This window comes from Micromonospora sp. CA-246542, assembly GCF_050942905.1.
Taxonomy (GTDB): Bacteria; Actinomycetota; Actinomycetes; order Mycobacteriales; family Micromonosporaceae; genus Micromonospora.
In genome coordinates, this window is sequence record NZ_CP192040.1 from 690350 (window position 1) to 714606 (window position 24257).

Genomic DNA, 24257 nt, shown 5'->3' on the forward strand with positions numbered 1-24257 from the left:
GCCACCGGAAGGCATCGTGATGGTCACACCGTTGTCCGCCATGCAGGCGGTATAAGCGGCGAAGGCGTTGGCCCCACCGCTTTCCTTGTCTGATGGCTCGTCGGCCGAGCCGCCCCCGCAGGCTGCGGTCAACGTGATCGCAGCGGACGCCAGGAACAGGGCCGCCAAGCGGCGATGCGACCGGGAAACTGTACGCACGGTGCCTCATCTCATCGGCCGAAGTACTCGCACCAGCCAATCGTCCGGACCTCGCTGCCGGCTCGCCTTAACCTCGGAATCGGCTCGGAGCTTCGCGTTCCAAGCGAACTCCGAGGCAGATCCGAGCCGCCCGCGAGGCCGGGCGGCGACAGTTTCGAAACATGGGTGAAGCACTGACCGGACGCCGCCGCTTGATCGGGGCCGCAGTGGCCGTGGTCGTGCTGGCACTGCTCGGCTATGGGGTGGCGCGGGCACTGACCGCCGACTCGGCTACGGGGCCGACCGGGCCGGCTAACGTGGCGGCTGACCGAGGCGAGGTAAGTACCGAGGTGGCGACGACCGGGGCGGTTCAGCCGGCCCAGACACGCAGCCTCTCGTTCACCGTGGCAGGCACGGTCGACAGCGTCGCGGTGCGTGCCGGCACGACGGTGACCGCAGGGCAGAAATTGGCGACGGTTGACGACACGGACGCGGACAAAGCTGTCACTAACGCACGGGCAGCTCTCGAGGACGCTCAGGACGCCTTGGACGAGGCCGAATCGCGCGCCGATAAGCCGACGGACTGTGGGGTGGACGTGGTCGCCGTCTTCGCCGAGGCGGACGCTGCGTCCAGCGCTCCCCGGTCGTCAAGCGCCTCACCCGGCCCCACGCGGAGCGGACCACCCCCGAGCAGTCCGAGCCCGACCGCGACCGCCGCGCCCGGCCGAACCACCTCGGTTCCTCGGAGCACCACCGGGGCTCCCCGAACGACTACTCCGGCTCCCCGATCCGGTGGCTCCTGCGCGGCGGACCGCCCGCAGCAAGGACAGGACGGCGACCCCGTTCTCAGCGCACGGCAGCGGGTCACCCAGGCGACCACCGTGCTGCGGCAAGCTGAGGACGCGCTCTCCGGGACCACCATCACCGCCCCGATCGCCGGGCGGATCTTGAGCGTCGCGGGCAAGGTAGGCAGCCAGGTCAGCGCCGGCTCGGCCTTCATCACCCTGGCAGACGTGTACGACATGCAGATCGATGCCGATTTCCCGGAGGCTGACGCAGACCGGCTCGCCACCGGCCAGCATGCCGTAGTGACCCTCGCGGACCGACCCGGCCAACACTTCGCAGCCACCGTCGTGCAGGTCGATCCCATCGGCACGAGCGACGGCACGATGGTCCGCTACGGAGCGCTGCTCGCCTTCCGCGAGGCACCAACCCAACTGCTGGTGGGCCAGAGTGCGGCGGTCCGGGTGACCACCGGCGCGAAGGCCGACGTGCTGAGGGTGCCGAGCACTGCTGTGCATGATGTGGCGGGAACGACCGCGACGGTGCAGAAGGACGGCGTAGCGCTGAAAGTCGTCATCGGGCTGCGGGGGGATCAATACACCGAGGTGACTTCGGGGCTCGCCGAAGGGGACGTGGTCGCCCGTTCGTGGTGACAGCGGGCGCTTACCGAATTCATAGCGAGCTCACAGCTGGCCTGGATACACCATTGCAGTGCTGTCTCAAACCCGTACCTCCGTAGCCACCGCCCGCGTGCTCGTCGTCGACGACGAGCCGAATATCGCCGCGTTGCTCAGCGCGACACTGCGGCTGGTCGAGTTCGAGGTGCGGGTGGCGAGCACTGGGCAACAGGCGTTGGCTGCCGTCGAGCAGTTCGATCCAGACCTGGTAGTGCTCGACGTGACGCTGCCGGATTTCGACGGGATCGAGCTCGCGCGCCGGCTCAGGGCTGCCGGACGCGAAGTGCCCGTGCTGTTCCTGACAGCTCGTGACGCGGTGGAGGACCGGATCTCCGGGCTCGCCGCCGGCGCCGACGACTACGTGACCAAACCGTTCAGCCTCGAAGAGGTGGTGCTGCGAATCCGCGCGATCCTGCGGCGTACCCAGCCCGAGGCCGACGTGACCGGACGGGTGCTGCGTCACGCCGATCTCGAACTGGATGAGGACGCCCATGAGGTGCGCCGCGGCGGCCGGCACATCGAGCTGTCGCCGACCGAATTCAACCTGCTCAGATACCTGCTGATCAATGCGGGCAGAGTATTGAGCAAAGCGCAGATTCTGGACCGGGTCTGGAAGTACGACTTTGGCGGCGACGGACGCATCGTCGAGTCATACGTCTACTACCTACGCCGCAAGATCGACAGCTCGGGCCCTCCGCTGATCCACACGGTCCGCGGAGTCGGGTACGCCCTGCGGCTGCCGCGCGGGGACGAGTGAAGTTCGAGCGCTGGAGGCATTGGACGCTTCGGTCACGCCTGGTTCTGGTGGTCGGCGCACTCGCCGCGGTGGGTCTGCTCATCGCAGACGTCGCCGGACTGGTACTCATCCGCGAATATCAGCTGGGGCGGATCGACGACCAGTTACGCGGCATGACGCGCCCGTTCGCCGCTGACTGGCGGCCGACCTCGGTCGCCGCACCCCCGCGCACCCGGGTTTCCCGGCTCGGCCCAGACCGAATCATCTACGTGTACCGGGCCGACGGCACGCTGGACCCGCAGCGCAGCTCGACGGCCGACCCCGGACGGCCGCTGGCCCCGGCGTTGAGCGCAGTCAACGGCGGACCGTTCACGCTGGCCGCCGCGGACGGCAACACCGACTGGAGGGTGATCGGCGTACGTGACGCGCAGACCGGCGGCGCTGCCCTGATCGGGCTGTCACTCGCCGAGGTGCACCAGACCACCGAGCAGCTGATGCTCATCGAGGGAGGTGTCTCCGTGCTGGTGCTGGCGCTGCTCGGACTGGGTGCGGCGTTCGTGGTGCGGCTCGGGCTGCGGCCGTTGACCGAGATGGAACGACTCGCCACGGCCATCTCCGCCGGCAACCTCTCCAGCCGCGTTCCAGACGATCCGCACACCGAGCCGGGTCGGCTGGGCCTGGCGCTCAACTCGATGCTCACCCGAATCGAGTCCGAAGTGGGTGCGCGCACCGCCTCCGAGCAGCGGCTACGGCAATTCGTCGCGGACGCGTCGCACGAACTGCGCACGCCGCTGACCTCCATTCAGGGATTCGCTGAGCTGTACCGCCGTGGGGGTGCTCCGCCCGGCCCGGCGCTGAACGAGACGATGAGCCGGATCGAGTCGGAGGCGGCCCGGATGGGCGTGCTGGTCGAGGACCTTCTCCTGCTTGCTCGGCTCGACCGGCAGCGGCCGCCCACGCTGCGCCGCGTGGACCTGCTGGAGGTTGCGGCGGACACCATCCGGGACGCCCATGCGCGAACGCCGGAGCGCCCGGTGCGGCTTGCCGGGCTCGACGACGACAGTGACACGTTCGAGCCGGCCACGGTGCTGGGCGACGAGCACGGTCTGCGGCAGGTCGCCACGAACTTGGTCGCCAACGCGCTACGGCACACCCCCGTAGGCGCCCGGGTAACCGTGCGGGTGGGCTGCACACCGGCCAGAAGGCCGTCTCGAGGCAGCGTGTTGTCCGGGTCGCCGGACCTGCGACACGGTCCGCTCGCGGTGCTGGAGGTCAGCGATGACGGCCCCGGGATACCCGCCGAGCACGCCAACAGGGTCTTCGAGCGGCTGTACCGTGCCGACGTCAGCCGTACGCGCGCTGAAGGCGGCTCGGGGCTCGGCCTGTCGATCGCGGCGACGATCGTGCACAGTCACGGCGGGTGGGTGGAACTCGATTCACCGGTCGACGGCGGCACGGTGTTCCGCGTGCTGCTACCAGCCGTGGACGAAGCGGCGTGAGGTTCCAAGCCATCTCCGAGGTTCCCTCGAAGCTGCTCCCAGCACCCGCGGCCAGAGTAGCCGTATGCCAGCGCGTCTCAACCTGCGACATCCCTCGGTGGTGGTCAATGCCATCCTCGGCGTCGCTCTCATTGGTGTGGGTTTCTGGGCGTACCAGAGCCTCGTAGGGCCGGACACCACCCCGACCGCGAACGGCGCGGTCCGCTCCGTGCCAGTGCAGGTCGGCACGGTGACGAAAACCGTGACGGCGGACGGCACCGTGGAGAGTGCGAGCACGGCGAGCGCCAGTTTCGTCACCGGCGGCACGGTCACCGGGATCAACGTGAAGGTCGGTCAAGCGGTGAAGAAGGGCCAGGTGCTCGCCAGGGTGGACCCGGCCGATGCGCAGCGTGGCCTGGACGCCGCCGAGGCCGACCTGGACGCCGCCCAGGACTCGCTGGATCGGGCCCAGGAGGCCGGATCGGACACCTCTGCCGCGGAGAACGAGGTCGCGCAGGCTCAGCTCGCGGTGACCGAGGCGCAGGCGGCGGTGGCCGGCACCGTCCTCAAGGCGCCGATGGCCGGAACGGTGGTGGCGGTCAACGGCACGCTGGGCAGCTCGTCGTCGGGCAGCTCGGCCTCGGGCAGCTCGTCGGCCGGCGGCTCACCCGCGGGCTCCACGCCGCAGGGGAGGGGTACGTCGTCCGGCGGCTCGTCAGCCTCCTCAGGTTCGACGTCCACCGGCTTCATCGACCTGGCCGATCTGACGAAGTTGCAGGTGTCCGCCGCGTTCGCCGAGGCTGACGCCACCAGAATCAAGGAGAAGCAGGCGGCGACGATCACCTGGAACGCGCTCAGCGGCACCACGGCGACCGGCACAGTCAGCGCTGTCGACCCGTCCGCCACCACCGCCAACAATGTGGTCACCTACGGCGTGACACTCACCCTCGGCAAGGTGCCGGCTGGCGCCAAAGTTGGGCAGACCGTCTCGGTCGCGGTCACCACCGGCAGCGTGCAGGACGCGGTCATGGTCAGCTCGGCCGCGGTGACCACGGCCGGCAACCGGCACACGGTCACGGTGCTGACCGACGGCCGGCAAGAGACCAGAGCGGTGGAGATCGGCCTGGAAGGCGACGCGGCAACCGAGATCACTTCCGGGGTCGAGGTCGGCGAGCAGGTGGCACTGAAATCCGCCTCGACGACCACCGGCACCGGCGGCGCCGGCACCGGTCGCTTCCCCGGCGGCGGTTTCGGTGGCGGGCCGGCGGGCGGCGGAGGCTTCCCCGGCGGCACCGGGGGTCGGCGATGACCCCGCCAGTCCTCGACGTACGGGATCTGACCAAGGTGTACGGCGAGGGCGAGGCCACCGTACACGCCCTGGCCGGGGTGTCACTCAGCGTGCAACGCGGGGACTACGTGGCGATCATGGGGTCGTCCGGATCGGGCAAGTCGACCTTGATGAACATCCTCGGTGCACTCGACGTGCCCAGTTCCGGCACCTACCTGCTCGACGGGGTGGACGTCAGTCGGCTCGCCGACCGTCAGCTCGCTCTGGCCCGTAACCGGCTCATCGGCTTCATCTTCCAGGCGTTCAATCTCATTCCTCGCACGACGGCGCTCGCCAACGTCGAGCTTCCCTTGGCGTACGCCGGAGTGAAACCCAGGGAACGGCGCCGCCGGGCCCTCGCCGCCCTCGACGTGGTGGGGCTGGCGGACCGGGCGGGCCACGAGCCCAACCAACTCTCCGGCGGCCAGCAGCAGCGGGTCGCAGTGGCCCGGGCACTGGTCACCGAGCCGGCCCTGCTCCTTGCCGACGAACCGACCGGCAACCTCGACAGCCGCTCCACCGACGACGTGCTCGGCGTCCTCGACCAGCTCAGCACGGCCGGCCGGACGATCGTGCTGATCACCCACGAGTCCGAGGTCGGCGACCGGGCGAAACGGCTGATCCGCCTGGTCGACGGCCGGATCGTCACCGACGTGCGGCAGTCGGCGCTACACGAGCCGCCGGTCGGGGCCCAGCTGCGATGACCTTCTACGAAGTTGTCCGGTTCGCGCTGCGCGGCTTGTCCGCGAACAAGCTGCGGTCGTCGCTGACCATGCTCGGCATCCTGATCGGCGTGGCCGCGGTGATCCTGTTGGTCGCGGTCGGCAACGGCTCGGCCAAGGCGATCAGCGACCGGATCGAGGCGCTCGGCACCAACACCATCACGGTGATGAGCGCCGGTCGAGGCGGCTCGACGAACACCGCTCTGACCCTGCAGACCTCTGACGCGCTCGTCGATCCGGTGCAGGCGCCCGACGTGAGGTCGGTGTCGCCGGTCGTCAGCAGCTCGGCGACGCTCACCTTCGACGGTGCCGACCACGAGGTCGGGTCGTTCATCGGCACCACGCCGACCTGGTTCACCGCGTCGAACACGCTCGTAGGCCAGGGCTCGGCGTTCAGCGCCGACGACGAGGTTCAGGGCCGGCGCGTGGTAGTGCTGGGCTCGACCGCCGCCGAGGAACTGTTCGGCGTCACCAACCCGATCGATCAACAGGTCACCGTCGGCGGGGCGCTGTTCACCGTGATCGGGGTGCTCAAGGAGAAGAGCTCGACGGGCTTGCAAGACGCCAACGACACAGCCGTGGCGCCGATAACCGCCGTCCGTCAGGTGCTCACCGGCTACGGCCCGATCAACTCGATCCTGGTCGAAGCCGTCTCGCCGGCAAAGGTGGACTCTGTCCAGTCGCAGGTATCGGCGATCCTGAACCAGCGGCTGGGGGCGGCCACTTCGTACCGCATCCAGAACGCGTCGCAGCTGCTGGAGACCCAGACGGAGACCGCCGACACGTTCACCACCCTGCTCGGCGCAGTAGCCGCGATCAGCTTGCTGGTCGGCGGCATCGGCATCACCAACATCATGTTGGTGACGGTGACCGAACGGACCCGCGAGATCGGCATCCGCAAGGCGCTCGGCGCTCCCCGCCGGACGATCCTGACGCAGTTCCTGATCGAGGCGACTCTGCTCAGCGTCATCGGCGGCGCTCTTGGCGTCGCGGCCGCGCTCGTCGGCAGCAGTTTCGAGATCGTCGGTGTCAAGCCGGTGATCGTGCCCAGCTCGGTTGCGCTTGCGCTCGGCGTGTCTATCGCCATCGGACTGTTCTTCGGCGGCCTGCCCGCCGCCCGCGCCGCCCGCCTGCGTCCCATCGACGCCCTGCGCTACGAGTAAGGACGATCATGAACGACGACACCGCCGTGCTCCAGAGGGTCCCGGGCGACGCGCAAGGAGGCGACGGCCTGGCCAGCGAATTGGCGAAGGCGGCCCCGCGCCGCTGGTGGAACCGGGCCACCGTGATCCTGGCCGTGGCCGTGCTGTTGGTCGGCGGGTTCGCGGCTGGCCTGCAGGTGCAGAAGAGCTATGGCGGTGTGTCGGCTGAGGCCGGCGGCGGGAATCGGCCGGCCGGCGGGCAGCGCGCAGGCCAGGGTGGCTTCGGCTCGGGCAACAGCCGCCCCGACGGCGGCGCGGCACCCACCTCCGCAGCTCCCAGGGCCGCATCGGGAACCGCCGGAACGGTGAAGCTGGTCAACGGGACCACCATCTACGTCGAGACGGCGGACGGTGACGTGGTCGCCGTCAAGACCGACGGCAAGACCTCGGTTGCCGTCGCCAGTAAGGGCAAGCTCTCCGACATCAGAGCCGGCCAGCCCGTGACCGTGCAGGGCATCGCTGGAGCAGACGGCACGGTGACCGCTACGTCGGTCACGTCACAGCCGAAGTGAACCGCCGATGACCCCCGGCAGGCGGGCGACGGGTGGCGGCCGCCTCGACCGGGTGGGCCAGGAGCGTCAGAGCGGGTCGAGGCGGCGCTTGAGCAGGCAGAACTCGTTGCCTTCCGGGTCGGCGAGGACATGCCAGGACGCGTCCGCAGGCTGGCCGATGTCGATCGGCCTGGCCCCGGTGGCCAGGAGGCGCTCGAGCTCGGCGTCCTGGTCGCGGTCGGTGGGGTTGACGTCGATGTGCAGCCGGGCAGACCCGTTCTTCGGTTCGTCGTCGCGGATGAGGAAGATCGTCGGCTGCGGGCCGCCGAACCCTTCGCGAGGGCCTACCTCGATGTAGACCCCCTCCTCGCGGTCGAGCTCCACGAAGTCGAGGACCTCGCACCAGAACCGCGCCAGCGCGTCGAGGTCGCGGCACTTGAGCACGAGTTCACCGATACGGCATGCCATTGGCGGAACCTACTCTCACCACGGGAACTGCCGGGCGACCGTACGCGGATCTCATGGTGGCCCGGCAGGGCGACCAGGCTCGCGATCGTACCGGACGGGTGAGCGGCCGCCCCTCGCCTGGCTGGTGCGACGGTGCCCTCCGGGCCGTCCCGGAGGGCACCTCGTCATCCGCAGGGGTCAGAGGAACTTGTACATCTCGGCGGAGGCGGCCTCGGTGTCGGCGGCCGGCGGAGCGGCCACGGTGACCTTCTCGCCGAAGCCGCTCATCTTCATGTCGGTGACGAGGTCACCGAGACTCTTCGTGGCGATCGTGTAGGACAGGGCGGTGAGCCGGCCGTCGGCGTCGACGGTCGCCTCGAAGGGGATCGCCTGGGGCTCCTTCGCCAGCTTGGCGGTCGATTCGAGGCCCTCGCGCATGCCGCCGTCGGTGCTGGCGGTCTCGGCGGCCTTGTTGAGGTCGGCGGTGCCGCTGTAGTGGCCGGGGCTGACCTCCTGGGCGACCACGACGCCGCCGATGAGGCCGGTCTGTGCCTTGAGGTCGAACGACTGGCGCAGCGAGCTGGTCGGCCGGAGCTTGTTCAGATCGATCTTCATCCAGGGCTTCTCGCCGTCGAGCGAGTCCGACTTGATGTAGGCGACGTCGCCGATCAGCCGGGCCTCGATCGGCTCCGGCGCGGTCCCGGTGACGTGGATCGCCTTGGCCGCGGGGTCGACCTTGCCCTTGAGGCTGACCGACTGGCCACCGGCCTTGACCGAGGCGTCCATGGTGACCGTGCCGGCGAGGCTGCGTTCCATGGCCTGCCGGACGGCGGCGGCCGGTTCGAGCTTGGGCGTGGTGGGAGCCGAGGATGGTCCGGACCCTCCGGTGTCACCGGAAGTGGTGTCGCAGCCAGCCACGAGGGCGGCGGCGAGGGCAATCGAGAGGACAGGGATCAGTCGACGCATAGACGTGACCCTAACCAAGAAGGTCCACTCTGGGGGGCCCGGCCAACACGGTGGGTCAATCCGCCGGCAGTTGTTCGGCGTGGGTGAGCACCCGGTCGACGATGCCGTACTCCCGGGCCTGCTCGGCCGTGAACCAACGGTCCCGGTCCCAGTCGCGCTGGATCTCGTCGAGGGTGCGTCCACTGTGCTGGGCGATCAACTCCTGCATGGTGCGCTTGACGTGCAGCATGTTCTCCGCCTGGATGGTGATGTCCGAGGCGGTGCCGCCCATCCCGCCGGACGGCTGGTGCATCATGACCCGTGAGTGCGGCAGCGCGTACCGCTTGCCGGCCGCTCCGGCACAGAGCAGAAACTGTCCCATCGAGCCGGCGAGGCCGAGCGCCAGCGTGGCGACGTCGTTGCGGACGTAGCGCATCGTGTCGTAGACCGCCATTCCCGCGGTCACCGAGCCGCCCGGCGAGTTGATGTAGAGGTAGATGTCGCGGTCGGCGTCCTCGGCCGCGAGCAGCAGGATCTGCGCGCAGATCTGGTTGGCCGACTCGTCGGTCACCTCGGTTCCGAGGAAGATGATCCGCTCCCGTAGCAGCCGCTCGAACACCTGGTCACCGAAGGTCGGCTGACCGTTGTCCAGCATCCGCACGTCGTACCCGATCATGTGTCGCCGCCTTCCGCGCTGCCGGCGGGCGGCGGAACCGCCTGGGGAACCGGCTCCTCCAGCGTGCGCGCGGCGGCGGTCGCGGCCCAGGGATTCTGCCGCCGGCAGATCGGCCCAGGGCAGAACCCAGCCGGCCTACACCCGGGTCAACCGCCGCCGGCCCGTCCGGGCCCGGCGGCAGGCCAGCATCTTGGAGGTACGCGGACCGGGGCGCCCGGCCGGTGCGGAGGCGATCAGTCGAACTCGCAGCCCCGCCCCTCCGACAGTCGACCCGACGGGCGAGGCTGGACCGCCGACGTGCAGGATCGGCCCGCCCAGCCGCAGCACCGGCCCGGCCGGTTGCCGTGCGGGGGCCGGAGCGGCGGCCACGGGTGGCGTCGCCCCACCGGGCTGAAAGCCGATTCGGAATGCGGGGCGGGTCTCGTTACGTGGCGCGGGCACCTGTTCGAGCCGGGCCAGAGCGGCCCGGGGCGCGGCGGGGATGCGACGCTCGACTCGGCGCAGGTCGTCGCGGGCCGCCTCGAGCAGGTCGGAGAGTTGGATGCCGAGGGCTCGGCAGATCGCCGCCAGGACCTCCGACGAGGCCTCCTTGCGCCCGCGTTCGACCTCGGAGAGGTAGGGCACGGAGACGCCCGCCGCCTCGGCCACCTCGCGCAGGGTGCGGCCCTGGCCCTGGCGTAGCCGGCGCAGCACCCCGCCGATCACTCGTCGTAGCAACGACATGCGGACCTCACTCTCGCGGTCGTCGTCGGGGACCCCTCTCATCATCATGCCGGTTGCCGCCGGTCGGGGCCGACCCGTGCGTGTCGCGTCGACCGTCGTCGTAGCCCGGGCGTGCGGAGCGCCGCGTACCCGCTATGTTGTGGACGTGCAGGCGACGGCGGCGGGGCAGGTTCGACGGTGATCCATTTTCCCGCGCAGCGCCGGGGCCCACTGAGCGCGCTGAGCCTGCGGCTCGCGGCCGCCCTCGGCCTGGTCTTCGCCGTGGTGGCAGCGGTCTACCTGGACCGGGACGGCTACCGCGACGTCAACGAGGACGGCCTCACCCTGCTCGATTCTTTCTACTACGCGGTGGTCTCGCTCTCCACCACCGGCTACGGGGACATCACCCCCGCCGCGCCGTCGGCCCGGCTGGTCAACGTCCTGTTCGTCACCCCGGCCCGGGTGCTCTTCCTGATCATCCTGGTCGGCACCACCCTGGAAGTCCTGACCGAGCAGTACCGGACCGGCCGTCGCCTGTCGCGGTGGAGGAGAACCGTGAAGGACCACGTCATCATCTGTGGCTACGGCACCAAGGGTCGCAGCGCGGTCAACGCCCTGATGGAGAACGGCCTGGACCGGTCGAGGATCGTGGTGGTGGAGCGCAGCACCGCCGCACTGCGGCAGGCCACCTCGGCGGGGCTGGTGGCGATCGAGGGCTCGGCGACCCGTTCCTCGGTGTTGAACGAGGCGCACGTCCGGCACGCGAAGGCAGTGATCATCGCGACCGACAGCGACGATGCTTCGGTGCTGGTGGCGTTGACCGTTCGGCAACTCACCGCCGGTCAGGTCCGGATCATCGCGGCCGCCCGCGAGGCGGAGAACGCCCCGCTGCTCAAGCAGAGCGGCGCGCACCACGTGATCGTCTCCTCGGCGACCGCCGGCCGCCTGCTCGGTCTCTCGACCTCGGCGCCGCCGCTGATCGACGTGGTGGAGGATCTGCTCACTCCGGGGCAGGGGATGGCGTTGGCGATGCGCTCGGCGGAGCGCGACGAGGTGGGTCGCTCACCGCGTGAGCTGGAATCACTGGTGATCGCCCTCGTGCGGCGCGGCAAGGTGGTCACCCTGGCCGACAAGGCCGGCGCGGTGATCGAGACCGGCGACATGCTGGTGCACGTCCGCGACGACCGCCCGTCCACGGCCACGGTCTGACGGACGCGCGTCAGCAGGCGTCCGCGTCCACCTCGCTGATGGCTTCGGTGCAGAGGATTGGCGTGGTGGTGGCGGCTCGCCGCAACAACTCGTAGAGCGTCTCCCGCTCGGCCGGCCCCAGCGCCCCCAACACCTCGTCCTCGGCGCCCGCGAGGGCGCATTCGGCCTCTTTGAGGCTTTTCGCACCATCTTCGGTGAGTTCGACCACGTGCCGCCGACGGTCCTGCGGTGACCGCCTCCGCTCGACGAGATTCTTCGCTTCGAGGTCATTGAGCAGCCCAACGATGTTGGTGCTGTCCATTTCCAGGGTGCTCGCGAGCGCCTGCTGACTGATGCCGCCGCCCGCGCGCAGCACCGTGAGCGCGACCAGGTGCCGCGGTCGCAGGCCCAGTGGCGCGAGCACCGACTCCGCCCGCAGTCGCATCCGGCGCGCCAGGTGGTCCAGCAGGGCACCCGAGCGGTGCTCCGAGGGATCCAGCGGCAGGGCGGACATGTGACCCAGTCTACCGACGCTGTGGAACATCTGCCTGCTATAAATAGTTGGTGCACCACAGACGATCCTTGGAGGAGGAATCATGAACCTGCTGCATATCGATTCGAGTATCCGGGGTGACTGGTCGGTCAGCCGGCAGCTCACCGCCCGGGCCGCCGCGGCCTGGCGCGCGGCGCACCCCGACGGCACGGTGACCTACCGCGACCTGGGCGCCGAGCCGCTGCCGCACCTGGACTCCGACGGCGGGTTGGCGCGGATGACGCCGCCGGACCAGCACACCCCCGCCCAGCGCGACTCCTGGGAACTCAGCGAGCGCCTCGTCGACGAGGTGAAGCGGGCCGACGTGGTCCTGCTCGGGTTGCCGCTCTACAACTTCGGAGCCCCCAGCAGCGTCAAGTCCTGGGTCGACCACCTGATCGTCGCCGGCCTCACCTACGACCCGACGACGCAGGAGGGCCTGCTCAGCGGTCGTGAGTTCGTGGTGGTTGCCACCCGGGGCGGCGGCTACGGCGAGGGCACCCCGCGGCACGGCTGGGACCACGCCGAGCAGTGGCTGCCGCACGGCCTGTCGATGACCGGCCTGGAGCCGCGCTTCATCACCGCGGAACTGACCCTGGCGCCCACCGTGCCGGCGATGGCCGAGCTGATTCCGCTGCACGAGGCCAGCCTCGCGTCGGCCGAGAAGGAGATCGACAACCTGTGGACACCGGCCTCGGCCCAGCGCTGAGACGGCACCCGACACAACGAGAGCGGCCGCCCGGATCCGGGCGGCCGCTCTCGTTTCAGGTCCGACGGGTCAGAGGATCGTCCAGGTGTCGCCACTGCCCAGCAGGCCCGCGAGCTGCTGCTCGGGCGTCTCGGTGACCTTCGCCTTCGCCGTCGCCAACTGCTCCTGCACCACGCTGTCGTAGGACGGCCGGTCCACCGAGCGGAACACGCCGATCGGCGTGTTCCGCAGGTCCAGACCGGGCAGCCGGGACAGCGCGAACGCGTACGCCGGATCGGTCACCGTCGCGTCGTGTACGACGATCTCCTCGGGGCGTACGGAGTTGGTCTCCCGGACCTCCAGCCCGAACGCGCCCGGCGGGTGCACCACGCAGAACCGACCGTCCGCGCCGAAGGTGATCGGCTGGCCGTGCTCCAGGCGGATCAGGTAGTCGTCCCGGGTGGACGGGTCCTTGAGCTGCTCGAACGCCCCGTCGTTGAAGATGTTGCAGTTCTGGTAGATCTCCACGAACGCCGAGCCCTGGTGCTCGGCGGCGGCCCGCAGCACCGACTGGAGGTGCTTGCGGTCGGAGTCGATCGTGCGGCCGACGAAGCTGGCCTCCGCACCCAGAGCGAGCGAGAGCGGGTTGAACGGCGCGTCCGCCGAGCCGGCCGGCGTCGACTTGGTGATCTTGCCGACCTCGGACGTGGGCGAGTACTGCCCCTTGGTCAACCCGTAGATCCGGTTGTTGAACAGCAAGATCTTGAGGTTGACGTTGCGCCGCAGCGCGTGGATCAGGTGGTTGCCGCCGATCGACAGCGCGTCACCGTCGCCGGTGACCACCCAGACCGACAGGTCCGGACGAGACACCGACAGACCGGTCGCGATCGCCGGCGCGCGGCCGTGGATCGAGTGCATCCCATACGTGTTCATGTAGTACGGGAAGCGCGACGAACAGCCGATCCCGGAGACGAACACGGTCCGCTCGCGGGGGATGTTCAGCTCCGGCATGAACTGCTGGATCGCCGCCAGGATGGCGTAGTCACCGCAGCCGGGGCACCAACGCACCTCCTGGTCGGACTTGAAGTCCTTGGCGGTGAGCTTGAGGGCGACGGGCTCAGACATTCTTCAGGACCTCTTCCAGCGTCGTCTCCAGCTCGGCGGCCGTGAACGGCAGGCCGCGGACCTGGTTGTAGCTGATCGCGTCGACCAGGTAGCGGCCCCGGATGACGTGGGCGAGCTGGCCCAGGTTCATCTCCGGGATGACCACCTTGTCGTAGGAGCGCAGCACCTCACCGAGGTTCGCCGGCATCGGGGCCAGGTGCCGCAGGTGCGCCTGGGCGATGGACAGGCCGCGCTGGCGGACGCCACGGCAGGCCGCGCCGATCGGCCCGTACGTCGAACCCCAGCCGAGCACCAGCACGCGGGCGTCGCCGTCCGGGTCCTCCACCTCGATGTCCGGCACCGGGATCGTCTCGATACGGGCGGCCCGGGTGCGGACCATGAAGTCGTGGTTCGCCGGGTCGTACGAGATGTCGCCGGTCTTGTCGGCCTTCTCCAGCCCGCCGATCCGGTGCTCCAGGCCCGGCGTGCCGGGGATGGCCCACGGACGGGCCAGGGTCTCCGGATCGCGCAGGTACGGCAGGAAGGTGGTGCCATCCTCGCCGTTGGGCGCGGTGGCGAAGTCGACGCGCAGGTCGGGCAGCGACTCCACGTCGGGCAGCAGCCACGGCTCGGAGCCGTTCGCCACGTAGTTGTCCGACAGCAGGATCACCGGCGTGCGGTACGTCAGCGCGATCCGGGCCGCCTCCAGCGCGGCGAAGAAGCAGTCCGACGGCGACTTCGGCGCGATCACCGCGACGGGCGCCTCGCCGTGCCGGCCGTACAGCGCCATGTTCAGGTCGGCCTGCTCGGTCTTGGTCGGCATGCCGGTCGACGGGCCGGCCCGCTGCACGTCCACGATCACCAACGGCAGCTCCAGCGCCACCGCGAGGGAGATCGTCTCGCTCTTGAGCGCCACACCCGGGCCGCTCGTGGTGGTCACACCGAGCGACCCGCCGTAGGAGGCGCCCAGCGCCGCGCCGACCGCGGCGATCTCGTCCTCGGCCTGCATGGTCAGCACGCCGAACCGCTTGTGCTTGCTCAGCTCATGCAGGATGTCCGACGCCGGCGTGATCGGGTACGCGCCGAGGAAGACCGGCAGGCCCGAGCGGACCCCGGCGGCGACCAGCCCCAGCGACAGCGCCGCGTTGCCGGTGATGTTGCGGTAGGTGCCCGGGTGCATCTTCGCCGGCTTGACCTCGTAACGGACCGCGAAGTCCTCGGTGGTCTCGCCGAAGTTCCAGCCGGCCTTGAAGGCGGCGACGTTCGCGGCGACCAACTCCGGGCGCTTGGCGAACTTGGCCTCCAGGAAGCGCAGGGTCGACTCGTACGGCCGGGAGTACATCCACGAGAGCAGGCCGAGCGCGAACATGTTCTTGGACCGTTCGGCGTCCTTCTTGGACACCTGGTGTTCGGCCAGCGCGCCGACCGTCATCGACGTCAGCGCCACCGGGTGGACGACGTAGCCGGCCAACGAGTCGTCGTCGAGTGGGCTGCTCTGGTAGCCGACCTTGGCCAGGTTGCGCTTGGTGAACTCGTCGGTGTTGACGATGATGTCCGCGCCGCGCGGCAGGTCGGCCAGGTTGGCCTTGAGGGCGGCCGGGTTCATCGCCACCAGCACGTTGGGCGCGTCGCCCGGGGTGAGGATGTCGTAGTCGGCGAAGTGCACCTGGAAGCTCGAGACGCCCGGCAGCGTGCCGGCGGGGGCCCGGATCTCGGCGGGGAAGTTCGGCAGGGTGGAGATGTCGTTGCCGAGCTGCGCCGTCTCCGAGGTGAACCGGTCGCCGGTCAACTGCATGCCGTCGCCGGAGTCGCCGGCGAACCGGATGACCACCCGGTCGAGTTGACGGATCTGCTTGGTCACTGTGCCACCTTCGTTCGCGACTGCGGGCTCGCAAGCGCTGTCGTTCCCCACCCAGAGCCTACGTCGAACGGACCCCCGGGCCTCCCCGGAGGTCCGCCGACTGAGACCGGATCAACGCCGAAATTGCTGTGGAATGCGGGGTTTCGCCCCGCCCGCCGTAATTCAGATCACCGTCCGCCGGCCCACGACGACCCCGGCCGGCGGCGGCCAGGGTCGTCGATCGATCAGTCGGTGGGCGGGGTCGGGGGCTCGCTCACCGGTCCGCCGAGCCGGCGCCGCAGCGAGGTGGTGGCCAGCGCGAGGGCCAGCACCACCAGCAGCGCGGAGACCGCGACCAGGATGACCGCGGTGCGCTGGACCGAGGTCATGCTGTCGTCGGTGGTGGCGCCCGCCGGCAGTACGCCCTGGGAGCCGGTCGGCGCGGGCGGCGAGACGACCGGCGTGGCCAGCGCCGCCGCCGCGGTGATCCGGAAACTCATCTGCAACCGCCGGGTCGCGCCGTTGCGTGGGTCGAGTTGACCGACCACGGCCCCGGACAGCGGCGCCTCCCGCTGGGCCTGTGGAGTCGCCTCCACCGGTAGCCGCAGCTCACGGGTCTCGCCGGCGGACAGCAGACCCGCGTCGCAGCGGGTACGGGACGCGTCGAGAGCCACGCAACCCGGCGGTGGGGCGGGCGCGCTCACCCCGGGCGGCAGGACCACCTCCACCAGCCCGGTGGCGTCCACCGTGCCGGTGTTGCCCAGCCGCACCGCGAGGGTGCTCTGCGCGCCACTGATGTCGAACGCGACCTCGTCGGCGGCCAGTGAGATCCCGGGCACCGGCGGACCGGGCGGGAACAGCACCGCGAAGCCCTGGTCGTCAGCCACCTCGCCGGGTGTTCCCGGCACGTCCGCGACGACCCGTACCGAGCCGCTGAGTGGCATCCGCTCCCAGGCGTCGCCGGCGATCCGCAACCGGATCAGGCTGCTGAACCGGGTGCCCGCCTCGGTCGTCCACGCCCCGCAGCGGTACGCGCCGCCGCCCTCCTCGACGCACCCGTTCGTGCCGGCGTCACTCACACCGGCCGGCAGGGTGTACGACAGCCGGACCCGCTGCGCGGAGGTGCCGGTGTTCGTCACGGTGACCCGCAGCGTGGTGGTCGTGCTGGGCGCGTTCCAGTACGACTCCGAGAGGGAGACGTCCTCGGTGGTCACCTGCACGCCGAGAGGGCTCGGCGGCGGCGCCTGCGTGCCGCCCGGCGCGGGCGGGTTGACCGGTGGGACCGGGGGTGCGGGCGGCCCGGCCGTCGGCGGACGGGTGGCGCCGCCCGGGGCGGGAGCGCTGGTGACCGGCGGCGGAGGAGCGGTGGTCGGCGGGGGCGCCGGTGGTGTGGTCTCCGGTGGGGGCGCGGTGGTCGGCGGTGCCGGGTCGGTCGGCGCGGGATCGCCGCCCGGATCTTCGGTCGGAATGGGTTCCTGCGGCGGGGTGGTCTCCGGATCCGGGTCGGGATCGGGCGCCGACTCCGTCACGGCGGTGACCGGGTGCGCGCGCGGTGCCGCCGCGCTGGCGAGGGCCGGTGCGACGGCCAGCGCCGCGAGCAGCCCGAGCGCGAGCGACGTAGCCAGTAGGGGGGTGGGATGCCGCCCTGCGGCCCAGCGATCGGGCGAAACCTTCACGCGGGCCATCTGTCCTCCGGTTGCAGGGGTGGGAGTCCAATACTCTTAATAGTTGCCCCGGTGCACTAGTCCCACCTGGAAACAAATCCGTAACGTGTTGGGGACGGTCCCTCCGGGGCGGGCGGTAGGCTCCGGGCGTGACCGGTTACCTGGGCTCGTACGCGACGCTCGGGCTCTTGCTGCTCGTCAGTGTCCTGTTCTTTGTGACGGCGTTCTCGGCCAACCGGGTGTTACGTCCCGCCCGCCCGGCCGACCCGCTCGGCAAGCGGGCAAGCTACGAGTGCGGGCTCGACCCGGTCGGCGGGGACTGGGCGCAGATGCAGATCCGCTACTACGTCTACGCGTATCTCTACGTACTGTTCGCGGTCGAGGCGGTGTTCCTCTTCCCGTGGGCGGTGGTCTTCGACCGACCCGGCTTCGGCCTGGTCACGGTGGTGGAGATGGCGCTCTTCGTGGCGGTGCTCGCCCTCGGCATCCTCTACGCCTGGCGCAGAAACATCCTCCGCTGGACCTAACCCCCCACCCCGGATCCCTCTGGCCGCGTTGATCATGAAGTTATTGTCCCGACACGCCGCACGGCAGGGCAATAACTTCATGATCAACGGGGGTCGGGCGGGGCCGGGCCGGCCGGGTGGGGTGGGGTGGGGTGGGGTGGGGTTAGGCCAGGGCTCTTCTGGTGGCTCTGGGTGGGCGGTCGCCCCGGATCGAGGCCACCATGTCCAGCACTCGGCGGGTCGGCCCGACCTGGTGGGCCCGGAACACGCGGGCGCCCAGCCAGGCGGAGACCGCCGTCGCGGCGAGCGTGCCCTCCAGGCGCTCGCCCACCGGAAGGTCGAGCGTCTCGCCGATGAAGTCCTTGTTGGAGAGCGCCACGAGCACCGGCCAGCCGGTCACGGTCAGCTCGCCCAGCCGGCGGGTGATCTCCAATGAGTGGCGGGTGTTCTTGCCGAAGTCGTGCGCCGGGTCGATGAGGATCCCGTCGGGGCGTACCCCCTCCGCCACCGCACGCTCGGCGAGCCCGGTCACCGTCGCGACCACGTCGGCGACCACGTCGTCGAAGGCGGCGCGGTGCGGCCTGGTCCGGGGGGTCAGGCCGCCGGCGTGCGAGCAGACCAGCCCGGCGCCGGTGCTCGCCGCGACCCGGGCGAGCGCCGGGTCGACGCCCGACCAGGTGTCGTTGAGCAGGTCCGCGCCGGCCGCCACGGCCTCCGTCGCCACCTCGGCGCGCCAGGTGTCGATGGAGATCACCACCTCCGGGAACGCGGACCGTACGGCGGCGATGGTGTCCACCGTGCGTCGGATCTCCTCGGTCACGTCCACGTCGGTACCCGGACCGGCCTTGACCCCGCCGATGTCGATGATCTCGGCGCCCTCGTCGACTGCCCGTTCGACCGCCCGGAGCGCGCTGTCCGCGGCAAAGGTGGCGCCCCGGTCGAAGAACGAGTCCGGCGTGCGGTTGACGATGGCCATCACCACCAGCTCACCCGGCGCGAACGTTCGCGAACCAAGCCGAAGTGCCCCGGCCATGCCGCCTCCCGCCTCCTGCGCGCCGTCGCCGCTGCTCCGGCCGCCACCGACGCTAGCCGGTCCGTACGGGCACGCGCGGGGCGGGCGTGGGCGTCGATGGCTGATCGGGGTGGTGGGGTCGCTACCGGCGGGCTGTCGTGCCACGATCAGTGCATGGGTCAGCTTCTGCTCCTCCTGGTCGTGGCGTTGACCGTCGCGGCGGTGGTTTTCGGCGTGACGGTGCTGGTCGGCGGGCGCGATCCCGGTCTCGCTCCGACGGAACCGGATTCGCAGGCCGTACCGCTGCCGGGCACCCGGCCGCTGCGCGAATCCGACGTCGGCGCGGTCCGCTTCGACACCGGTCTGCGTGGCTACCGGATGGCCCAGGTCGACCAGGCGATGCGCCGCGCCGCCTACGACATCGGCTACAAGTCCGAACTGATCGGCGTGTTGGAGGCGGAGGTTATCGCGCTGCGCGAGGGCCGGACCGACGACGCGGACGTGCTGCGCCGGGCGCGGGAGCAGTCCGCCGGTGCGGCGCCTGACGCCACGGCAGCGGAGCCCGCGGCCACCTCCTCGGCCGCCGACGCGGACGGCGTGGCACCGGCGACCGACCAGGCCGTGGACGGCGACGGCGTCGCCCCGACCACGTCTTCGGCTGTGGATGCCGACGGTGTCGCCCCGGCCACCTCTTCGGTTGCGGATGCCGACGGTGTCGCCCCGGCCACCTCTTCGGCTGTGGATGCCGACGGTGTCGCCCCGGCCGCCGACGACGCGAGCGTCCGTACGCCCGCCGACGACGCACCGACCGGGGCCTCCCGGGGCGCCGGACAGCAGGGCGCGGTGGTCCGGTCGGAGTCGGCGTGACCGGCCCGGAGGGCGCCGATGCTCTCCGGGAGGCGGCCCAACCGGGCGCCGGCGAGGTGACCGCCACGGTCATCGTCAACGCGCCGGCACCCCGGGTCTTCGCCGCGCTGCTCGCCTGGGAACGGCAGTCCGACTGGATCCCGTTCACCCGGGTCCGGGTCGTCGAGGGCGACGGGCGCGAGGGCAGCCGGATCGAGGCGGTGACCACGCTCGGCCGGGCGACGCTGCGCGACGAGATGCTGGTGGTCCGGGTGGACGAGCCGTACGAGATCGGCGTGGTGCACCACGGCCAGGTGCTGCGCGGCCCAGGTGTCCTGCGCTGCACCGAACTCGGGCAGGCCCGTACCCAGGTCGTCTGGCACGAGTGGTTCCACCTGCCCGGCGGCGCGGCCGGCCGGCTCGCGTGGCCGGTGCTCTGGCCCGGTTCCAAGCTGGGCCTCACCCAGGCGCTCAAGAGGTTCGCGCGGCTGGTCGAGCAGGGCCGCCTGCCCTGACGGCGTCGTCGGCCGGTTGAGCATGGGCTGTCGGTGCGATGGCCTAGCGTGTGCGACGTGAGTGACCTGGTGATCGGCGCCGACGGGCTGGCCCGCTGCGCCTGGGGGGCGAGCACCCCCGACTATGCCGTCTACCACGACACCGAGTGGGGTCGGCCGCTGCACGGCGATGACGCGCTCTACGAGCGGATGACCCTGGAGGCCTTCCAGTCCGGCCTGTCGTGGCTGACCATCCTGCGCAAGCGGCCCAATTTCCGGCTGGCCTTCGACGAGTTCCACATCCCCACCGTCGCCGGCTACGACGACACGGACGTGACCCGGCTGCTCGCCGACGCCGGCATCGTCCGCAACCGGGCCAAGATCGAGGCGGCGATCGCCAACGCCCGCGCCGCCCTCGAACTGCCCGAGGGGCTGTCCGCGCTGCTCTGGTCGTTCGCGCCGGAGCGGCGGCCGGCCCGTCCCGCCTCGTTCGCCGAGCTGGCGCCGATCACCGCCGAGTCGACGGCGATGGCCAAGGCACTCAAGAAGCGCGGCTTCCGGTTCGTCGGCCCCACCACGGCGTACGCCCTCATGCAGGCCACCGGGATGGTCGACGATCACATCGTCGGCTGTCACGTCACCCGCTGACTGCCGGCGTGATGGGATGGCAGGCATGACGACCGAGACCGCGTACCGGGCCGACGGGGCCGGCCACGCCGACGGGCCGGGCACCTGGGCCGTGCTGCTGCCCGCCGAGCGTTACGAGGCCGAGCGGCTCGTGCACCACGACTCGCTGAAGCTGACCGGCCTGACCGACGCGGGGCGGCCGGGCCCCGGCGACCGGGTGGCGGTGCTGGCCGACGCGCCGCCACGCCTGGTGGCCCTGGGCCGGGTCGCCGCGCCGACACAACGGCACCGTGAGGACCCGGACGACCCGCAGTCCCCGGTCGAGCCGGAGACGCTCGTGGTGGCGTACACCCGGCGGGCCTTCGACGAGCCGGTGCCGGCCGACCTGCTCACCCTCGACGGGCCGGTCACCGCACTGGATCCGGCGACCTTCCGGGCGCTGGCCGACCAGCTCGGACCGCCCCCGGCACGGCGTACCTGGCTGGTCAGCCTGGACCTGCCGATCGAGGCCGGCACGCCCGCCGAGGCGGTACGCCTGTTCTGGTCGTACGTGCAGGAGCTGGGGCCGCGTGAGCTGCCCGCCTTCGTCGCGCCGTCCGGCGACGAGCTGGCCATGCAGGCGTTCGTGCTCGGCGCGGAGGCCAACCAGGACCCGGAAGAGGACGATTAAGGGTCCGTTTTACAAGGACTGGCCGGCCTGCGGCGGGCCCGCACGACGACCGGCGGCGTTACGGTGGCGTCCGGATACAACACCGGTATCCGGACGCCACCGCGCCTTGCCGGATCGCCGCCCGGACTCCGCCTCGGCTCGACCGCCCTTATGAAACGGACCCTAGAACAGCTTGTCGAGGCGTCCGCGCCAGTCGGCGAGCACCGGGCCCGGGTCGGTGTCCAGCACCCGTTCCAGCAGCGTGGCGTAGACGTCCCGGAAGTCCGTCGTGTACTTCAGGTCCCCGTCGTCGAGGTCGGTGAGGCTGGGCGCGTCCCCGTGCCAGCCGCCGCGCACTCCCGCGCCGAGCAGCAGCATGTCGGACGCGGTGCCGTGGTCGGTGCCGTCGGAGGCGTTGGCCCGGACACGGCGGCCGAACTCGGAGTAGACGGCCACCACCACCTTGCGGCCCGCCTCGGTGCGGCTCATCCGGTCGGCGAACCTGGTCAACGCCCGGTCGAGCTGACCCAGCAGCACGGCCTGCAACTGCTTCTCGTCGGCGTGCGTGTCGAAGCCGCCGAGCGAGACCGAGAAGGCCCGGGTGGACACCCCGGCCTCCACACACTGCGCGACCAGGTCGAGTTGCGCGTCCAGGGGCGTAGCGGCCCCTCCGGTGGCGGTGGCCGGAGCCTGGTCGCCGTCCGCGTCCGTCGTGTCCGGGTCGGCGGAGTCGCGGACCTCGCGGATCATCTCGTCCACCGAGCGCATGTCCGCGAAGCAGGCGGCGGCCCGGGCGCGGGCCGGCGACTCGCCCGCCTCGGCGGCGGAGAGGGCCTTCAGCGTGTCCGCCGACAGTCCCTTGGTGGCCTTGCGGTCGGTCACCGGGACGGCTGCGCCCGCGCTGCGCTCCCCGGCGAGCAGCGGCGGCAGCGCCGGCTCGAAGGAGACCGCCAGTCGGGGGTCGCCGCCCGCCCGGTCGAGCCAGCGGCCGAGCCAGCCGGTGGTGCCGGGCCGGTCCGGTTGCGCGGTGTGCCAGATGTCCATCGACCGGAAGTGGCTGCGGTCCGGCTTCGGGTAGCCGATTCCGCGCACGATCGCGAGTCCACCGGTCGACCAGCGCTTGTGCAGGCCCTCCAGCGCCGGGTTGAGGGCGAAGTCGTCGTCGAGGCGACGCACCTCGTTGTCGGGGTACGCCAGCTCGGGGCGGGCCGCCCGGTAGGCCGGGTCGCCGTACGGGATGACGGTGTTCAGGCCGTCGTTGCCGCCGTAGAGGGTCACCAGCACCAGCGTCTGTGACTGCGGGTCGCGGTCTCCGGCGGTGTCCAGCAGGTCCCGCAGGCTGTACGCGCCCGCGCCGGCGGCCAACGCGCCCGCGCCGACCACCCCGCTGGTGAGCAGGAACCTGCGTCGGGTCAGGGTGTCCATCTTCTCGACTCCTTCCGCTCAGCTGACGGTGTACTCGGGGCTGACCAGGCCGGCAGCCAGTAGTTTTCGAGGTTCGCCGGCCAGCGGGGTGAGGGCGGCCCGGGTACGGGCGCCCCACCCGTCGACGACCAGCAGCCGGGCCAGGGCGTCCGCCCGTCCGGCGGTGGGCGCGGCGGTCAGCCGGTCCAGCACGGCCGGGGTGGCCGCGGCGGCGAGCATCCCGGCCAGCCGGAGTCGTCCCTGTAGCGACGAGGTGGTCAGCCAGGCGGGGCCGGCCGGCCAGCCACCCACGCTGGGCGGGCGCAGCGGCACCTGGTCCAGGGCGCTCAACCCGCTCAGCAGTTGCTTGCGCTGCTGCTCGGGCAGCTCCTTGGGGCGGATGCCGAGCTGTCGCAGCGCGCCGACCATCCACTCCACGGGCTGCTTCACCAGCGTGCCGCGGGTCTGGGCGAAGGCCGGTGACGAGAACAGCGCCCGCAGGGTGGCGATGGTGTCCGCGCCGGCCAGGCCGTCCGGCGTCGGGACGTCGGCGCCCGCGTAGCGGAACCAGAGCCGCCGGGCCACGAACGTCGCCGCCGCCGGTTGGGCGGCCAGCAGTCCGGCGTACGCCTCGGCGTCGAAACGGCCGTTCTGTCCGAGGATCGTCTTCTCCCCGGGGTCGTGTCGTTTGGCCTCGAAGCGGGCCACCCCGGTACGGCGGTCGACGGTCCAGCCGGTCAACGCCCGCGCGCCGGCCTTCACGTCGGCCTCGGTGTAGCCGCCGATGCCGAGGGTGAACAGCTCCATCAGCTCGCGCGCCAGGTTCTCGTTGGGTGCCTTACGGGTGTTCTTCTGCCCGTCCAGCCAGACGATCAGTGCCGGGTCGCGCACCATCGCGGCGACCAGGGGGGCCAACGGCCCGCGCCCGTGCCGGCGCAGCGTCTCCAACTGGCCCTGCATCATCCGCGCCGACTTGACCTTCTGGGCGCTGGTCGCCCAGTGTCCGTGCCAGAAGAAGAGCAGTTTCTCGGTGAGCCCGTCCTCGGCGGCGACCATCCGGTCCAGCCACCACAGGGTGACCTGCGCAAGTTGCTCCTTGCGCTGGGCGTTGGCCTTCTGCCGCTGCTCGCGGGTGGACTCCTTGGTCAGCGCGGCGTACGGGTCGGCGGGCAGGGCCGGCGGTGGCGTGGCCGCCGCGCCCCGGTCGGCTCGCCCCGGGGCGAGCAGGTTGTCCAGGGTCGCCGCCGGCCCGGCCCGCTCGGCCGCGTCCACCTCGTCGGCGGTCGGCCCGAAGGTGGCCCGACGCAGCAGGTGTGCCACCGCTTCACGATCGCTCATGG

25 protein-coding genes are annotated in these 24257 nt (G+C 71.1%); 14 read left to right on the top strand and 11 right to left on the bottom strand.

What is annotated here, in order from left to right:
- Positions 1-359 precede the first annotated feature (359 nt).
- The 7 genes from ACQP0N_RS03305 (at position 360) to ACQP0N_RS03335 (ending at position 7614) form a co-directional block, all read left to right on the top strand.
- Positions 360-1613, top strand: coding sequence for an efflux RND transporter periplasmic adaptor subunit (locus ACQP0N_RS03305; protein ID WP_433117468.1), 1254 nt, complete (start codon positions 360-362; stop codon positions 1611-1613).
- Positions 1614-1671: 58 nt separating this feature from the next.
- The gene (locus ACQP0N_RS03310) at positions 1672-2394 is read left to right on the top strand and encodes a response regulator transcription factor (protein ID WP_433117469.1); all 723 of its coding nucleotides are present in this window, start codon (positions 1672-1674) and stop codon (positions 2392-2394) included.
- 47 nt (positions 2395-2441) lie between these two features.
- Entirely contained in the window at positions 2442-3872 is a 1431-nt protein-coding gene (locus ACQP0N_RS03315; protein WP_433117471.1) for a sensor histidine kinase, read from the top strand.
- Positions 3873-3936: 64 nt separating this feature from the next.
- Entirely contained in the window at positions 3937-5160 is a 1224-nt protein-coding gene (locus ACQP0N_RS03320) for an efflux RND transporter periplasmic adaptor subunit (protein ID WP_433117472.1), read from the top strand.
- Entirely contained in the window at positions 5157-5882 is a 726-nt protein-coding gene (locus ACQP0N_RS03325; RefSeq protein ID WP_433117474.1) for an ABC transporter ATP-binding protein, read from the top strand. The genes ACQP0N_RS03320 and ACQP0N_RS03325 overlap by 4 nt, the downstream gene beginning before the upstream one ends.
- Positions 5879-7063 (top strand): ABC transporter permease, encoded by a 1185-nt coding sequence (locus ACQP0N_RS03330; protein WP_433117476.1) that lies wholly within the window; start codon positions 5879-5881, stop codon positions 7061-7063. Before ACQP0N_RS03325 ends, ACQP0N_RS03330 begins: the two co-directional genes overlap by 4 nt.
- Positions 7064-7071: 8 nt before the next feature.
- Positions 7072-7614 carry a hypothetical protein gene (locus ACQP0N_RS03335; protein WP_433117479.1) on the top strand — a complete coding sequence of 181 codons (543 nt, stop codon included), beginning with the start codon at positions 7072-7074 and terminating at the stop codon, positions 7612-7614.
- 66 nt (positions 7615-7680) lie between these two features.
- Here the strand turns inward: ACQP0N_RS03335 and ACQP0N_RS03340 are convergent, their stop codons facing one another.
- The 4 genes from ACQP0N_RS03340 to ACQP0N_RS03355 form a co-directional block, all read right to left on the bottom strand.
- The gene (locus tag ACQP0N_RS03340; protein WP_433117481.1) at positions 7681-8061 is read right to left on the bottom strand and encodes a VOC family protein; all 381 of its coding nucleotides are present in this window, start codon (positions 8059-8061) and stop codon (positions 7681-7683) included.
- Positions 8062-8238: 177 nt separating this feature from the next.
- Positions 8239-9006: a hypothetical protein gene (locus ACQP0N_RS03345; RefSeq protein WP_355049047.1), complete on the bottom strand. Its 768-nt coding sequence runs from the start codon at positions 9004-9006 to the stop codon at positions 8239-8241.
- Positions 9007-9061: 55 nt separating this feature from the next.
- Positions 9062-9661: an ATP-dependent Clp protease proteolytic subunit gene (locus ACQP0N_RS03350; RefSeq protein WP_355049046.1), complete on the bottom strand. Its 600-nt coding sequence runs from the start codon at positions 9659-9661 to the stop codon at positions 9062-9064.
- A 135-nt stretch (positions 9662-9796) separates the two neighbouring features.
- Positions 9797-10384 (bottom strand): helix-turn-helix domain-containing protein, encoded by a 588-nt coding sequence (locus ACQP0N_RS03355; protein ID WP_433117484.1) that lies wholly within the window; start codon positions 10382-10384, stop codon positions 9797-9799.
- 177 nt (positions 10385-10561) lie between these two features.
- On the opposite strand from ACQP0N_RS03355, the gene ACQP0N_RS03360 reads away from it, so the two are divergent.
- Positions 10562-11572, top strand: coding sequence for a potassium channel family protein (locus ACQP0N_RS03360; RefSeq protein ID WP_433117486.1), 1011 nt, complete (start codon positions 10562-10564; stop codon positions 11570-11572).
- A 10-nt stretch (positions 11573-11582) separates the two neighbouring features.
- Here ACQP0N_RS03360 and ACQP0N_RS03365 read toward each other — a convergent pair whose 3' ends face one another.
- Entirely contained in the window at positions 11583-12065 is a 483-nt protein-coding gene (locus ACQP0N_RS03365; protein ID WP_433117487.1) for a MarR family winged helix-turn-helix transcriptional regulator, read from the bottom strand.
- 82 nt (positions 12066-12147) lie between these two features.
- Between ACQP0N_RS03365 and ACQP0N_RS03370 the strand changes: the two genes are divergently transcribed.
- Entirely contained in the window at positions 12148-12792 is a 645-nt protein-coding gene (locus ACQP0N_RS03370; protein ID WP_355049042.1) for an FMN-dependent NADH-azoreductase, read from the top strand.
- Between the two features lie 69 nt (positions 12793-12861).
- On the opposite strand, the gene ACQP0N_RS03375 is transcribed toward ACQP0N_RS03370, so the two are convergent.
- From ACQP0N_RS03375 to ACQP0N_RS03385, 3 genes are all read right to left on the bottom strand, one after another.
- Complete coding sequence (locus ACQP0N_RS03375) at positions 12862-13896, bottom strand: 2-oxoacid:ferredoxin oxidoreductase subunit beta (protein WP_355049041.1); 1035 nt, start codon at positions 13894-13896, stop codon at positions 12862-12864.
- Positions 13889-15736 (bottom strand): 2-oxoacid:acceptor oxidoreductase subunit alpha, encoded by a 1848-nt coding sequence (locus ACQP0N_RS03380; protein ID WP_355049040.1) that lies wholly within the window; start codon positions 15734-15736, stop codon positions 13889-13891. Before ACQP0N_RS03380 ends, ACQP0N_RS03375 begins: the two co-directional genes overlap by 8 nt.
- Before the next feature lie 224 nt (positions 15737-15960).
- Positions 15961-17400 carry a hypothetical protein gene (locus tag ACQP0N_RS03385; RefSeq protein ID WP_433117490.1) on the bottom strand — a complete coding sequence of 480 codons (1440 nt, stop codon included), beginning with the start codon at positions 17398-17400 and terminating at the stop codon, positions 15961-15963.
- Positions 17401-17528: 128 nt separating this feature from the next.
- Here ACQP0N_RS03385 and ndhC point away from each other — a divergent pair, with 128 nt between their 5' ends.
- On the top strand, positions 17529-17906 hold the full coding sequence (gene ndhC, locus ACQP0N_RS03390) for an NADH-quinone oxidoreductase subunit A (RefSeq protein ID WP_355049038.1): 378 nt from the start codon (positions 17529-17531) through the stop codon (positions 17904-17906).
- A gap of 142 nt (positions 17907-18048) precedes the next feature.
- Here ndhC and folP read toward each other — a convergent pair whose 3' ends face one another.
- A complete protein-coding gene (folP, locus tag ACQP0N_RS03395; RefSeq protein WP_433117492.1) occupies positions 18049-18918 on the bottom strand; it encodes a dihydropteroate synthase in 870 nt (289 codons plus the stop codon).
- A 153-nt stretch (positions 18919-19071) separates the two neighbouring features.
- Between folP and ACQP0N_RS03400 the strand changes: the two genes are divergently transcribed.
- Genes ACQP0N_RS03400 through ACQP0N_RS03415 form a run of 4 tightly spaced genes read left to right on the top strand, consistent with a single transcriptional unit; the run spans position 19072 to position 21534 of the window.
- Positions 19072-19764, top strand: coding sequence for a DivIVA domain-containing protein (locus ACQP0N_RS03400; protein WP_433117494.1), 693 nt, complete (start codon positions 19072-19074; stop codon positions 19762-19764).
- Positions 19761-20258 carry an SRPBCC family protein gene (locus ACQP0N_RS03405; RefSeq protein WP_355049035.1) on the top strand — a complete coding sequence of 166 codons (498 nt, stop codon included), beginning with the start codon at positions 19761-19763 and terminating at the stop codon, positions 20256-20258. The genes ACQP0N_RS03400 and ACQP0N_RS03405 overlap by 4 nt, the downstream gene beginning before the upstream one ends.
- A 57-nt stretch (positions 20259-20315) precedes the next feature.
- A complete protein-coding gene (locus ACQP0N_RS03410) occupies positions 20316-20885 on the top strand; it encodes a DNA-3-methyladenine glycosylase I (protein WP_433117496.1) in 570 nt (189 codons plus the stop codon).
- A gap of 25 nt (positions 20886-20910) precedes the next feature.
- Positions 20911-21534 (top strand): hypothetical protein, encoded by a 624-nt coding sequence (locus ACQP0N_RS03415; RefSeq protein ID WP_355049033.1) that lies wholly within the window; start codon positions 20911-20913, stop codon positions 21532-21534.
- Positions 21535-21696: 162 nt separating this feature from the next.
- Here the strand turns inward: ACQP0N_RS03415 and ACQP0N_RS03420 are convergent, their stop codons facing one another.
- Entirely contained in the window at positions 21697-22938 is a 1242-nt protein-coding gene (locus ACQP0N_RS03420) for a DUF1501 domain-containing protein (RefSeq protein WP_433117498.1), read from the bottom strand.
- An 18-nt stretch (positions 22939-22956) separates the two neighbouring features.
- Positions 22957-24255, bottom strand: coding sequence for a DUF1800 domain-containing protein (locus tag ACQP0N_RS03425; RefSeq protein ID WP_433117499.1), 1299 nt, complete (start codon positions 24253-24255; stop codon positions 22957-22959).
- Positions 24256-24257: the final 2 nt, after the last annotated feature.